Consider the following 13,841-nt stretch of genomic DNA (forward strand, 5'->3'; position numbering starts at 1 on the left):
TTCCTATCCCAGAGGTTTTCCTCCGTTTAGCTTTTCATAAATCCGGATATACTGGGCAATCATCGTCTGAAGGTCGTATTTTTCACGGCATTGCCTCATAATCCTCCGGATCTGGGCCTCACGCACCGCCGGGGGTTTCCGGTGAAATTTAATGCTTTTTTCCAGTCCGTACCACAATCCACCCGGATCATAATCCCGAAAAAGAAAGCCGTTGCCCACATCCTGGGGCGCGCCGTCCATTTTTAAGCGCAATTCGGTGATCTTGTCATGATAGCCGCCCGTATCCCGGTTCGTGGCTGTCGCGCCGAAAAGATTTCCCACCTGATCGATCTGTCCGCAGGGCTCGTAAAGGGATGCGCCGAAGACGTCGTTTGCCGCGGCAAAACCGAGCATAGACAGAGCTTCATCAAAGCGGTGGTATGCGATTTTACCCTCGGAGCCATAGGCGATCCGGCCGAAAATCTCAACATGGGTGCGGTCGCTGCCAATTCCGTCCCCCACAATGGCGATCTGGGCGTCGGGATAGGCCGTCACGAATTTCTGAGCGATTGCCTCCAGAAGTTCGATGCCCTTCTGAACAGGATCCAGACGGGAAGGCCAGTAGAAGAGAATGGCGTCGGGGTTGACGTTCAGTCCGGTGCGCTGTTGAAAAGCCACCAGGTTTTCCCGCTTTGCCTGCAGAATGGGATCGTCCAGCCCGTATTTTCTGATTAGAAAAGGACAGTTTTCGGGGTACATGGAGGAGGCCGGGGCATTGATGATCGCCCGGGCTGCGTCATTGAAATACTTCGCTTTGACTTCATTCCTGACGCTGAGCGGGACAAGCGGGCGATCGAGAAAATAGTCTTCCACCACCTCGCGGAGAAATTGTTTTCCCACGAAATTGATTATCGTGGCATTTTTGATCGCCGTTGCCTGGCAGTCAATGCATGGCTGGCCGTAAGCCTCCGAGTAGTAGAGATAATCGGAAATGCCGCTCAGATTGATTCCCGACAAAAGGTCCAGGGGCAGGTTTTCCGTGAAGACATTGTGCACCGTATGCAGAACGGGCACATCCGTCAATTTCGCATAGGCGGTGATCGCGCCGCCGGCCATCCAGTCATGGCTGTGGATGATCAGGCGGCCTTCGTGCTTTGAACGGACGATCTTAAGGATATTGTTGACGATTTCCCGCTGAAATTCGGCGGCGGTCCGCAGGGGATCCCCGGAATAAGCGCTGAGATTGTCGGCAAAAATGGCGGAACTGACCAGATGAATGTTCTCCGGATCGATTTTGTAGCGGATTTCCCGCCACTGACTCTCTGTCATCTGGGATTCCATCTGAAACCGCTTCTTCAGATTCAGGGTGGCCAGATGAACATCGATTCCTCTCTCCAGAAGTCCCTCGCACAGCGCGGAAACTACCTCGCCCTGGCCGCCGCTTTTTCCGGAGATGTATTTGGCCAGCATCCCCATGTCGAACGGCAGCCTCCCGGTTTCCGGGGTAATCAGAAGAATCGGCGTCTTTTCCGTTCGCTTCAGAATCTCGAAACGCTTGATGAACATCTCCAGATAGTCGATTTTTCGCGTCAGAATCTGAGTGGCGCGGATGGTCGATCGTTCATAGGGATTTTCGTAGCGGCAAAGGACATGTTCATCCATGCTCCGGTCTTTAAGGTAATAAATGTGGTCCGAAGCGGTCAGATTGCGCCAGCGGGTCAGCAGTTCTCCTCCTGCCCGGCGGGCCACGCCTTCCATGCCTTCCATATCCTTGAAAAGCTCAAACTGCGCCGCGCTTTCCAGCCAGCCGAAGGTATTTCTGATGACATCCAGCCAGGAAGAGGTGGACAGACCGGAGATATCCAGGGAAGGAAGAGGCGCATCCTTGAAGCGGGTGGCGACGCTCGTCGGTGTTTCGACGAGGAGATCCGGATATTGTTCCAGGGCGGCGGGCAATCCCCTCCAGAAGTCGAAAATGCCTTTTTCCTCGCGGATATGGCCGCCGATGTGCTCCAGATCGTAGCCGAGCAGAATCACCTCGCCGTCACCGCGCGCTATGGAGGCGGCATATTCTTCCGGAGTCAGGGGGTGACTGGAAAAACGGAAGGCCACATCGTTGCTGAGCGCGATATTACGGGGGATAACGACCAGATGGGTGCCCCGGGCGCGAAATACCGAATTGGGAGAAATTGATCCGGTGCCAGCGCCCATGTGTGAATTTTCTCTCGGTTCGCACAGAATGGAGACATAACCCATGTCGGCAACGATGTCGGCAATTGAATTGTTATAGATCAGCTCCGTATTTCGAAACGAAAGCGGAAATATGCCGAAGAGTTTTCTTATGGCTTCCCGGTGAAGAGAGACCTGATCCCGAAATTCCTGCTTGTGTGGATCGTTGAAGAGGGAGGCCAGGGAGTGATAATAGGTTTCACAGAGGAATTCGACCTGCTGACTTTCTTTTCCCGCGTCGAGAAGAGACCGCAGGGCCTGAATCAGGCTCGGATGATAAGTCTGGGCCTGTTCCAGAAAGGTCCCCGACATGCTCAGGGTAATCCGGAAACCGGGGTGATTCCGGATGAGATCGGTAAACATGCCGATTGCGGGGATATAAGAGCGTTCGGAGGCTTTAAGAAAAATTTCCCTGTTTTCTTCATCCCAGAGGAATTTATCCCTGTCGGGATGAAGACGCAGGGGCTGGTGCAGTTGAAAATAGAAAATCACAGATGACATGGCTCTCCATGGAGTGGATCCGCCGGACCCTCGAGAAAAAAAATTTTTGTTTGGTGACGACTATTTCCGATCGACAAGAACAAAATATTTGGATACCAGGCGCCTTGCTTTCGCGAGAAGTTTTCCGCTGTGAGGAGCGTTTTTTTGAACGTGAAAAAACTCAACTGTATTGTAAGAGCTTTCCGCGATATTTTCAAGAAATGAAATGAACCTTTCCTGGAGGGTAAACCGGTTTACAAATAATTCTCCCCAGTTGTTGAGACGAATGACGGAAAGAGTATGGATAACGTCGGCGTGGGGAGGAGCCGCGAAATTGATGATGATAAGCAATTTCTCCGTATGCTCCGGCTGCAGGAAATTCTGAAAATCGATGGAACTGACGTCGTAGACGCCGAAAACCTCACGGATTTTTTGCAGCAGATTGATGATTTCCTGCATTGCCGCCGAAGTCGGGTTGGGAAGCATCCGCAATTGCCCGGGGAAATAGAGATCGTTCCAGGCGAGGTAAGCAAGGCAGTACACGAGATCCCTCTTCTCAACGATCATTGCGCCGTCGTCGTTATCCGGGAAAACCTGCCACCTGTTTTCACAGAAGCGCAAGGTCAGCGAAGGCATTTTCAAGGTTTCCAGGGGCTTGGAAAGAACCGGGATCTTGTGCGGTTTCTTTTTCAGGGAAGCGGAAAGTTTTTGGCCAAGGATTGTCAGATCCTGAGCGGCCACATCACCCGTCACGTCCCTGGCGATATGGGCGATGTCTTTGTAGATGTCTACCAGGAGCAGGACGATGAATTCCCCAAACCGGATCTGCGAGGAATATGTCCAGGATGAAAAGCGATTGAGTTCATATATCGTCTCCCTGTCCAGCCCGTATCTCCGGAAAAGCTCGAGGGCCGTTTCCTCTTTGACCGTCATGGTTCTGGAAAAGAGTTTGACCTTATACCGCAGGTAAAAGCATTTCAGGATAAACTGGAGCGTTTGCGGGTCCATGTTCTGGTAAAAATCCAGGACGGCGATGAGCGTGAAAGCACCGGGGTCAACAAAGGAATGGGGCTTCCGGGGCTGATCGAGAATCAGCCGGCGGAAGCGGTGACAGAGAAGCTCCTCCTTCGGTGATTCGAGAAACATTTTCAGCAGCAGCATCTTGAGAATGGATTTGAGGGGATGAGTCAGTGATTTGTTGAACTGCCAGAGCGCCGCGCCGAAGGATTCTCTTTTATCTATGAAATCCAGATTTCCCAGATCGATCAGATCATAGTAGACCGACGGGGCGGACTGCCACTCCCTGACGGCATCATCATAACACAGGGTTTGCCGCCGGTCCCAGGCAACCCACCAGAGGGGAATTTTGCCGGCTGTGAGTATGGCCGTCCGATAAAACTCTTCCTTGAGGACTTTTTTCTGGGTGCTGCCGCAGCTCTCACAATCCACGCCGCCAAACCGGCATGCACGGATATCCTCGACATCGCAGAGAAAAAAACAGACGGGCATTTTCAGCCGGGAATCCATCCAATCTTTGATCCGGTCGATTTTCAGGGTGAGCAGATCAAAGGCCTCTTCGTCGTAAAGCGTTTTGTCGATGCAGATCCAGAGATCGCAGTCCGAAGAGGAAGTCTGACTGATCGTCCCGACGCTTCCGATGGTGTAAATACCCTCGACGGGCAGGGATTTTTCAGCAGGCTTGAGCACGGTCAAGTCGTTCCGGATGTGGAAGGTTTTCTTGAAAAGGCGTTCCCGTTTCAGGATATCCTTTTCGGTTTCGATGTTGAAAACACGGAAATTTTGCTTTATATGATCAACGTAACCGGGGATTGATACGTCGTTGACGCTGAGCATCCAGGGCAGCAGATAGAGGATGATCTCGCTGTCTTTCGGGGCAAGCTCGGAAAACAGACGCTTTCGGAACCGGTTGTATTCAAGAAAGATGCTTTTGTTTTGGATAAGAATTCTGGACAGGGCCATTCTGATTCCTGCGTCCTCCCTGCTTCGGCAAAGATCAATTGCGGTTTTCCGGATGTTGTCCAAAGGAAAATCAGGACAATAAGTGCAAGAAACAATCCATGTAAATAAACGTCCGGGGCGGATGCGCTCCGGGAATAAGAAGGAGCTTCGGCGGAAAAACCGTCCCCGGGTGACCTATCCGGCGGATCTGCCGATTACGGCCCGGCGAAGGGAAATCGTTCAGGCCATCGCGCGTCATCGCGTGGTGGTTATTACGGGAGAGACCGGTTCGGGAAAGACGACTCAGCTCCCCAAGATGTGCCTGGAGGCAGGGCGAGGCATCAACGGGATCATCGGCTGCACGCAGCCCCGGAGGGTCGCCGCGGTGACTGTGGCGGAGCGGATTGCCGAGGAACTGGGGCAGACCGTCGGCCAGGCGGTGGGCTACCGCATCCGCTTTGAAGACCGTTCCGGTCCTTCCCCGTATATACGGATCATGACCGACGGCATTCTCCTGATGGAAACCCAGTCGGACCCTCTCCTGCACGCCTACGACACGATCATCGTCGATGAGGCGCACGAGCGGAATCTCAATATCGACTTTCTCCTCGGTTACCTGAAAACCCTCCTGCGGAAGAGAAACGATCTCAAGATCATCATCACCTCGGCCACCATCGATACGGAGAAATTCGCCGCCGCCTTTGACGGCGCTCCGGTAATCGAAGTCACGGGAAGGGTTTATCCCGTGGAAGTCCTTTACCGGCCCATCGAACAGGGTGACGGAGACGAGGAAATCACCCACGTCGAAGCCGCGGTGCGGGCTGTGGAGGAACTGCGAGCCAGGCGTTCCGACCGTGGAGACATCCTGATTTTTATGCCCACGGAACAGGACATCCGGGACACCTGTGAGCTGCTTGAGGGAAGACGCTATGAGAACCTGGTCATTCTTCCCCTTTTTGCCCGTCTGTCCTGGGCGGAGCAGCGCCGCATCTTTTCGGCGACGACCGCGCAGAAAATCATTGTAGCCACGAACATTGCCGAAACCTCGCTTACCATCCCCGGCATCCGCTACGTGATTGACACCGGTTACGCCCGTGTTTCCCAGTATAATCCGCGGACCCGGACCAACAGCCTCCCCGTGCGGGCGATATCACGGAGCAGCGCCGATCAGCGCAAAGGGCGGTGCGGGCGCGTGCAGAACGGCGTCTGCATCCGGCTTTACGAGGAAGAGGATTATCTGAACCGTCCCCAGTTTTCCGTACCGGAAATTCTGCGCTCCAATCTGGCGGAGGTCATCCTCCGCATGCTGAAACTTCGATTGGGCCACCCGGCGGCTTTTCCCTTCATCGATGCCCCGAATCCCAAAAGCGTCCGCGACGGGTTTGAAATCCTGAAGGAACTGGGAGCCATCTCCATCGAGAAAAACAGGAACAGCAGAGAAGAAGGGAATGGGGAAGCGGACGTGCGGCTGACCGAGAGAGGGCGCCGGATGGCCCGTCTGCCCATGGACCCGCGGATTGCCCGGATTCTTCTGGAGGCGGAAAAGGAAGGGTGTGTGGAGGAAGCGACGATCATCGCCTCCGGGCTCTGCATTCAGGATCCCCGGGAGAGGCCCGTCGATGAGGAAGGCCTGGCCGACGCGGCTCATCGCGTTTTTCTCGATCCAACGTCCGATTTTCTGACGCTGCTGCGCATCTGGGACAAGTATCAGAGGGCTCAGGAGACGCTGAAAAGTCAGGGAAAGATGCGGAAATACTGCCGGGTGAACTATCTGTCCTGGAGAAGAATGCGGGAATGGAAAGACATTTACGAGCAGATCCGGACAATTCGGCGCGAAGAGGAAAAAGCGGACCGGAGCATCTCGAAAAAGTTAGCGGCGGCTCCGGAAGATCTGAACGCCGCCATCCACCGCTCCATCCTCAGCGGCTATCTGTCCGGCATTGCCGTCAAGAAGGAGAAAAACATCTATTCGGCGACTCGGGGAAGGGAAGTCATGCTCTTTCCGGGTTCGGGACTCTTCAATTCCGGGGGGAACTGGATCGTGGCCGCTGAAATGGTGGAGACGTCCCGGCTCTTCGCCCGCATCGCCGCGAATATTTCCAGCGAGTGGATCGAGGAATTGGCCGGAAATCTCTGCACCTCCACCTATTCCGAACCGCACTGGGAAAAGCGCCGGGAAGAGGTTGTGGCTTATCAGCAGGTCTCGCTTTTCGGCCTGGTCATCGTTCCGCAGCGAAAGGTGTCATACGCGCATATCGATCCCGAGGAAGCCTCGCGCATCTTTGTCCGCAGCGCCCTGGTGGAAGGGGAGTTGAAAACGCCTCTGCCGTTCCTGCTCTACAACCGTCAGCTCGTGGCGGAGGTCATCGGGATGGAGGACAAAATCCGCCGCCGCGATCTTCTCCAGGATGAATCCGTGCTGAACGATTTTTACGCGTCGAGGCTGCCGGGGATCTGCAATGTGCGGACGCTTAAGAGAAAGATCCGGGAACAGGGCGGCGACGCCTTTCTGAGGATGACTCCCGCGGATGTCCTGACCCGGCTTCCCGATGAGGAGGAATTATCCCTTTTCCCCGACGAGGTGACCGTCGGAGGGCGGAGCTACCGCTGCGTCTACCGTTTCGATCCGGGCAAGGCCGACGACGGCGTGACCCTGAAAATTCCCGATGTCCTGCTGCCCGATGTCCCTGCCGCGGCTGCCGACTGGATGATTCCGGGACATCTGCGGGACCGGATTCTGGCCCTGCTTAGGGGACTGCCCAAGGAGTATCGTAAGAAACTTCAGCCGCTGGCCGGGACAGCGGATTACATCGTAAAGCATCTGGGCGGCCCCTCAGGTCCGCTTCTTTCCGCCGTGGCCGGCCTGCTCCGGGAAAGACTGGGTGTGGACATCCCCGCATCGGCCTGGTCCGCCAGAGAAGTCCCCGATTTCCTGCAGGTGCGCTTTGCCGTTGTGGATGGCGAGGGTCGCGAGAAGGCTGCCGGCCGGGACCTCTCGTTACTTCAGCAGACCCTGACCGCGGAGCAGGATTCCCGGGCTTTTGAACAGGCGCGGAGAAAATGGGAAAAATCGGATCTGACGGCGTGGGATTTCGGGGAGATTCCTGAATCCATCGATCTCCACGCGAACGGGTCATTCAAGGGATGCGCCTGGCCTGCCCTGACCCCGGGAGACGGATGCGTCCATCTCCGCCTTTATAAGACCCGTGAGGAAGCGGCCTGCGTGCATCGGGAAGGGATCGCTGCACTTTACGGCCTTTATTTTACCCGGGAGTTGAAAGAGCTGAAAAAGGCGCTCAAATTGACGGAACCATTGAAAACCTGGGCGGAGTCTTTTATCGGCGTTCGGAATATGGAAAGCCGGCTGCTCGAAAAGGTGAAAAAAGATCTCTTTGCCGTGGATGTCCGGACAGCGGAGGATTTCGAGGCCCATGCCCGGAAGATAGCGGGGAAGATATTGATCTCCGGACAGGAGGGGATCAGGACTGTGGAGCCCCTGTTGAAGGCCTGGTTCGAAATCGCGGGAGATTTCAGGAATCTTGAGATCGTCAACCGGGGAAACAGCGGGGCGCGGGAATTCATTCTTCAACTTCGACGGGAAATGGAGGGACTGCTGCCGGCGGATTTTCTGTGCCGCTTCGATGCGGGGCGGCTTTCGCATATCCCCCGTTATCTGAAGGCCCTGAAGATACGCGCCGAACGGGGCCTGCTCAATCCTGAAAAAGACCGGCGCCGGGAACGGGAGCTTCTTCCTTTCGTCACCCGGCATAATGAACTTGTGCAAAACATGACGTCCGGTGTCTCCGATGAAAAGCAGCAGGCTCTTGCAGACCTTTCCCTGATGATCGAGGAGTTCAAGGTGTCGCTTTTCGCCCAGGAGCTGAAAACGGCTTTCCCCGTATCCGCCCGTCGGCTCGAGGAAAAACTGAACGAAATCGTCAGGATGTTTTAAAGGGTTCAACGTTCAATGTTCAAAGCTCGACGTTGTAGGTCGCTGCCCGAAAATTCAGCCTTTAAGCTTGATCGTGAAACTTGGAACTTTGCGGTCCGAACTGATTTGGCGCTCTGATGTGGAGCGGCTTGTGAGGAACCATTTTCAGGCGTTGTTGCGGTCTATGTGCTGACGAATGAACCTTTCAACGGCTTCCCAGGGCTCAAAGATGCCGAAATGCCCTTCGCAGAGAAGGTCCGCTTTGAGGCTCAACAATTTTTCCATGGATTGCCGCCAGGCTTGAAGATCGGCCCCCAGCCGGGGGATGAAGGGACCGTGTATGTCCTGCCCGAAGAGGATGCGGCGCCCATCCCGGTCGAGGTACAGGGAGAGGGAGCCGGGCGTGTGCCCGGGGGTAAAAAGGATATGCAGGGATTCTCCGTCGAACGAAAGCGTCTCCTCTTCTCCGGAAACACGGATATCGACGGGCGTCGGCGGAAAGCTCGTTCCGTACCAGTCGGCCACAGTCTGGACGGGATCGCCCTGTTCCACGGCATCGGCATCGAGGTCATGCATGAGAATCCTGCATCCGAAGCGTTCGCGGAAATAAGGCGCCGCGCCGATGTGGTCGATGTGGCGGTGCGTGAGGATCAGCGTCGAAATTCCGTGGGGATCAAAACCTGCCGCCCGTATGTTTTCCTCAAGGCGTTTCGCCGAACGGCCCGCGCCTGAGTCGATCATGACCTGTTCCGTGCCGAAATCGATCAGATAGACTGCGGCGTCTTCCGAACGGGTGAGGTTCGCCCCCCCGATGAGATAAATTCCGCTTACAATCGTAACGGCGCGTCCCATAACTCGCTGCCTTTTCGCTGTCACTGTTCTTTTCGAATGCCCAGGATGGTTGAAAACTGTTTACAGCCTGCCGAGTGTCCCGATCAATTCCGAAATGTCGGACAGCTTGTGTTTCCTGAGATAATGCGTCATTCCATCGAGAATTTTCATCGTGGCGCGGGGGTCCACAAAATTGGCCGTACCGACCTGAACGGCCTTCGCCCCGACAATCAGAAATTCCAGGGCATCATTCGCCGTCATGATCCCGCCGAGGCCGATGACAGGAATTTGGACCCGGCTGGCCACCTGCCAGACCATCCGCAGGGCGACAGGCTTGACGGCAGGTCCGGAAAGGCCGCCGGTCATGTTGTAAAGATGAGGCTTCCGCCGTTCCACATCGACGGACATTCCGGTCAGGGTATTGATGAGGGAGACGGCATCCGCGCCGGCGGCTTCGACGCTTTCCGCGATAGCGGAAATGTCCGTCACATTGGGGGAAAGCTTCATAATCACCGGCAGATTCGTGGACTGTTTGACCCTTCCGGTTACCTCGGCGGCCATCTCCGGGTCAGCCCCGAAAGCGATGCCTCCCTTTTTGACATTGGGACAGGAGATATTGACCTCAAGCGCGGCGACTCCTCCGGCCGCGGTGAGGATTTCCGCCACTTTCTCATATTCGTCCAGGGTCTCCCCGAAAATATTGGCGATGACTGCCGTTGTAAAATCTTTCAGGAAAGGAAGCTTCTGCTCGACGAAAGCTCTGACGCCGATGTTCTGCAGACCGATGGCATTGAGCATTCCGCATGGGGTTTCCGCGAGACGGGGCGGCGGATTGCCTGCCCTGGGTTCAAGGGACAAACCCTTCACGATCACGGCTCCCAGGCGGTTCAAGTCGACAAAGGGGGCATATTCCTCGCCGTAACCAAAGGTCCCGGAGGCCGTCATGACCGGATTGCAGAGGCGAAGCCCTCCGATGTCGACAGCCAGACGGGGTTCGATTGCCTGAGTTCTCTTGTCTTCTCCAGATGTCATGAAGTTCCCGCAAATAAAATAAGAATGGTGAGACTGCATCAAAAAAACGATTCCGAATCTTTTATTTCTCCAGGCAGGTATTTCACCGTCCGGGAACGGTCATGGAGCGCCATACTTTCAACAGGGTGCAGGCTTCTTCACTGCCGAGTCTGCAGGCATGACGGAGATCTTCCTCGGATTTTTTGATCTGCCCCAGGTTTTTATAGGCCAGCCCGCGCCCGAGATAGGATTCCGAATATCGAGGCTTCAGGGCAATGGCCGTATTGTAATCGTTGATGGCCATTTCGTTATCGCCCTTCAGATACCAGGTATCGCCGCGCTTGATATACCCTTCCGCAAATTTCGCATCGATCCGGAGCGCATTCGAAAAGCTCTGAAGCGCCAAATCATATTGTTCCTTGATGAGATGTTTGATTCCCTGGTTATAATAAAATGAAGCATCCTGTTTCGGATCAAAGGGGTACACCTGAGGCGCCTGCTTTACAGTTTGAGGCGTTTTTCCGGAAGAAGGCACAGAGGAGGTCTCGACAGACTTCCCCGCTTCTGCCCTGGCAGGCTCAGGGGCCGGCTTCGCTGCCTGATCCGAGGGTTTTACCGCCACGGGTGTCTTCTCAGGGGGCTGAGGAGCCGGTCTGGTTGCGGCCGGGGGAGGGGCCGGACGGGATTCGGTTTTGGGTGGAAGGGGTTTTACTTCCTGGGGGGGCGGCAGAATTTCGCCTTTTACTTCGGTCGCCGTGTTACCGGCTTCAATGGCGTAATAGGAGATGACCTTGTCGCTCTTGAGCTTCTGCAGGACAGTAACCGCCGACTTCCGGCTATTGAAGGGACCGACATAAACACGATGATAGAGACCCTTTCCGGGAATATTCATTTTCTTCGTCCATGCCTTCACCCCTTTGCTTTCGATCTGTTTCGCCTGAATTCCTGCTTTCGTCTCAGTTTTGAAGGAGGCGACATGGGCGATAAAGGTTGTGGAGCTGTTTTGCTCAGCGGCCCGACCGGAGCCGGGGAGAGCCGGAAAAAAGACAAGGCAGGACAGAACGAACAAAAAGCAGGAGACATGTTTTGCCTGCAACATTGGGAAACAGTTTTTCTTCATCTTCATTGATAAAGGGGTTCCTCCTTCAGGATGCGTATTTTCTGACTTTTCATACAGGGAAAGATCGATCCTGTTTAAAGACTCTCCGATGTTTTGTCAATTTTCCGGTCAAAATGACCAGACCATGGCGCTGATGTCAAAAACCGGCCCGTCCTTGCATACACGGCGATAGGCCACATCGCCGGAATCCGTTCTGACCGGTACGGCACACCCCAGACAGGCGCCCAGACCGCAGGCCATTCTTTCCTCGACGGAAACCTGGCAGGGCAGAGGGTGCCCCCGCAGCACTTCGGCCAGCCGCTTCATCATGCCCTCAGGTCCACAGGTGTATATCCGGGAATCCTTCGCATCGTATCCGGGAAGGTCTCTTGCAAACAGGTCCGTGACTGTGCCGCGATAGCCTGTGCTGCCGTCGTCTGTGCAGATCCGGATGTCTGAACAGTGCGCGGCCAGCCGTTCCAGCCCGGCGAGAAAATCTGCGGAGCGCGCTCCGACATAGGCCGTGATTTCCAAGGGAACATTCTTCCGTCTCTCCTCTAAATGGGCGGCGAGGAAAGTCAGGGGAGATATTCCGATTCCTCCGGAAATCAGGATCGCGCGCCTGCAGTCGGCATCCACCGTAAAGCCCTTGCCCAGTGGGCCGAGAATCTGGACCTTGTGATCGGATTGAAAAAGAGAGAAATTCCGGGTTCCTTCACCGGCGACGCGGTAGAAAATTTCCAGAAAGGCGGAGTCCCGATTCCGTTCGAAGGCATAGATACTCATGGGCCTCGACAGAAGGGGGGCCTGAGCCGCACTGTCACGGATCATGACAAACTGACCGGGAAGGGCTTGCGGAAAAGCAGGGGACAGTTCGATCCGCATTAGAAAATGTTCGTTGACCACTTTGCTGTTGACCAGAATTTTACCCGCTATCGACATGGGAAATATATGCATCGGTTGAACCTGCCGTTTCGATTTCAGATCAGGGCGACCGCAGCGGTGGTTTTGTTCTCATCTCCTGCGCCGTTGCCTGGTGCGAGCCTGTATCGCCTCTGCCTTTCCGTTCTGATATCATTTCTGATCCGGAATTGGAATCACAATGAGGCATTCTGTTCTCAAAGTTCAGAAGAGCCGCTTCCAGCGGGGATGTCCCTCCCCATGACCAGCGCGTCTTCACCCTGTTCCACATAGTATGATTTCCGGATTCCCTTTACCACAAAACCAAGTTTTTCATAGAGCCGAATTGCTGCCTCATTTGAAGGACGGACCTCCAGAAAGGCTTGCGTGCATCCCTCCTTCCCAGCTTTTTGAAGCAGGGCTTTAATCAAAAATGTCGCCGCACTCCGGCGGCGGAACTCCGGTTTTACAGCGATTCTCTGGATATCGACTTCATCTGCGGCAATCCGGAATACCGCGTAGCCGACGAGGATGCTGCGCCCCCGGCTGGATATCCGGATTGTCAGATTGCGGGCGACAGAGGAGGAAAACTCCTCGAGAAAGAGATTACGGGACCAGGGAGACGGAAAGGCGGCTGTCTCAATAGCCAGCACGTCCTCCAGATCATCCGGGGTCATCGGTTCAAGAAGGAAGCTGTTGGAACGGCCGTTTTCAGATGACATGGAAGAATTCCAGAATTCCGGCAATCGCCAGAAAAATGGCGCAGAAAACAGGGACCATCCTCCGCAGATGAATTGTATTCAAAGCCACGGCAATTCCCAGAAGAGGGAAGAAAAAAAAGGTCATATTCAGCGCTTTGAGTACTGAAAGGGGGAAACGGGGAAAAAGGAACGTGGTCATCACTGTTCCAGACAGCAGAAAGAAAAGAATAAGGAAAAAGGTAAGGAGAAAATAAACGACCGGAGACAACAGATGTCGCGCCGCGACGCCGTTGACATCAGCTTTTCCCGCGCAGAGCAATGCCGCTCTTGCAAGGCGGTCGTTCATTTGAATGTGGATAGATTCCATTTTCTGTCCCACATAACCACAGGGGATAAAGATAAGGATGGAAAAGGCCATGATTTCCCGGAAGTGATGACCGATCTCCCGGCTGGAGAAAATGCAGGAAGCCGTAATCAGAATAGCGGTGAGGGAATCATGTGGAGGGATGTAGGTGCCTACCGGCAAACGGTCGATCCAGAACAACTCGATCAAGGCGCCGATCAGCAGACCGGAATAAGGATCGCCGAGAAAAAACCCCATCAGGGGAGCGGCGATCACGGGTCTGGCGATCATGCTCTGAATCAAGATCCTGTCAAGACAGATCAGACTTCCCAGTAGAGAAGCCATTACGCATTGGATGAACATCCGTCCGGCCCGTCC

9 protein-coding genes are annotated in these 13,841 nt (G+C 54.8%); 1 reads left to right on the top strand and 8 read right to left on the bottom strand.

What is annotated here, in order from left to right:
• Positions 1–3 precede the first annotated feature (3 nt).
• Both SYN_RS06230 and SYN_RS06235 read right to left on the bottom strand, forming a co-directional pair.
• Positions 4–2,709, bottom strand: a complete 2,706-nt coding sequence (locus SYN_RS06230; RefSeq protein ID WP_011417223.1) for a glycogen/starch synthase — start codon at positions 2,707–2,709, stop codon at positions 4–6.
• Between the two features lie 60 nt (positions 2,710–2,769).
• Positions 2,770–4,731 carry a class I adenylate cyclase gene (locus tag SYN_RS06235; RefSeq protein ID WP_011417224.1) on the bottom strand — a complete coding sequence of 654 codons (1,962 nt, stop codon included), beginning with the start codon at positions 4,729–4,731 and terminating at the stop codon, positions 2,770–2,772.
• Positions 4,732–4,750: 19 nt separating this feature from the next.
• Between SYN_RS06235 and hrpA the strand changes: the two genes are divergently transcribed.
• Positions 4,751–8,599, top strand: a complete 3,849-nt coding sequence (gene hrpA / locus SYN_RS06240; RefSeq protein WP_011417225.1) for an ATP-dependent RNA helicase HrpA — start codon at positions 4,751–4,753, stop codon at positions 8,597–8,599.
• Positions 8,600–8,743: 144 nt separating this feature from the next.
• On the opposite strand, the gene SYN_RS06245 is transcribed toward hrpA, so the two are convergent.
• From SYN_RS06245 to SYN_RS06270, 6 genes are all read right to left on the bottom strand, one after another.
• Complete coding sequence (locus SYN_RS06245) at positions 8,744–9,430, bottom strand: MBL fold metallo-hydrolase (RefSeq protein ID WP_041584809.1); 687 nt, start codon at positions 9,428–9,430, stop codon at positions 8,744–8,746.
• Between the two features lie 60 nt (positions 9,431–9,490).
• Positions 9,491–10,441 carry a dihydroorotate dehydrogenase gene (locus tag SYN_RS06250; RefSeq protein ID WP_049750034.1) on the bottom strand — a complete coding sequence of 317 codons (951 nt, stop codon included), beginning with the start codon at positions 10,439–10,441 and terminating at the stop codon, positions 9,491–9,493.
• 82 nt (positions 10,442–10,523) lie between these two features.
• Complete coding sequence (locus tag SYN_RS15200) at positions 10,524–11,546, bottom strand: tetratricopeptide repeat protein (RefSeq protein ID WP_011417228.1); 1,023 nt, start codon at positions 11,544–11,546, stop codon at positions 10,524–10,526.
• A gap of 102 nt (positions 11,547–11,648) precedes the next feature.
• Positions 11,649–12,476 carry a dihydroorotate dehydrogenase electron transfer subunit gene (locus tag SYN_RS06260; protein ID WP_011417229.1) on the bottom strand — a complete coding sequence of 276 codons (828 nt, stop codon included), beginning with the start codon at positions 12,474–12,476 and terminating at the stop codon, positions 11,649–11,651.
• 161 nt (positions 12,477–12,637) lie between these two features.
• Complete coding sequence (rimI, locus tag SYN_RS06265; RefSeq protein ID WP_049749921.1) at positions 12,638–13,141, bottom strand: ribosomal protein S18-alanine N-acetyltransferase; 504 nt, start codon at positions 13,139–13,141, stop codon at positions 12,638–12,640.
• Entirely contained in the window at positions 13,131–13,826 is a 696-nt protein-coding gene (locus SYN_RS06270) for a PTS sugar transporter subunit IIC (RefSeq protein ID WP_011417231.1), read from the bottom strand. Before SYN_RS06270 ends, rimI begins: the two co-directional genes overlap by 11 nt.
• Positions 13,827–13,841: the final 15 nt, after the last annotated feature.

It is taken from the genome of Syntrophus aciditrophicus SB (assembly GCF_000013405.1).
GTDB classification, from domain to species: Bacteria; Desulfobacterota; Syntrophia; order Syntrophales; family Syntrophaceae; genus Syntrophus; species Syntrophus aciditrophicus.

Bases quoted from the DNA above. Each gene is read 5' to 3' on its own strand.
- SYN_RS06230 (WP_011417223.1), bottom strand. From the start codon at position 2,709: ATGTCATCTGTGATTTTCTATTTTCAACTGCACCAGCCCCTGCGTCTT.
- SYN_RS06245 (WP_041584809.1), bottom strand. From the start codon at position 9,430: ATGGGACGCGCCGTTACGATTGTAAGCGGAATTTATCTCATCGGGGGG.
- SYN_RS06250 (WP_049750034.1), bottom strand. From the start codon at position 10,441: ATGACATCTGGAGAAGACAAGAGAACTCAGGCAATCGAACCCCGTCTG.
- SYN_RS15200 (WP_011417228.1), bottom strand. From the start codon at position 11,546: ATGAAGATGAAGAAAAACTGTTTCCCAATGTTGCAGGCAAAACATGTC.
- SYN_RS06260 (WP_011417229.1), bottom strand. From the start codon at position 12,476: ATGCATATATTTCCCATGTCGATAGCGGGTAAAATTCTGGTCAACAGC.
- rimI (WP_049749921.1), bottom strand. From the start codon at position 13,141: ATGTCATCTGAAAACGGCCGTTCCAACAGCTTCCTTCTTGAACCGATG.
- SYN_RS06270 (WP_011417231.1), bottom strand. From the start codon at position 13,826: ATGTTCATCCAATGCGTAATGGCTTCTCTACTGGGAAGTCTGATCTGT.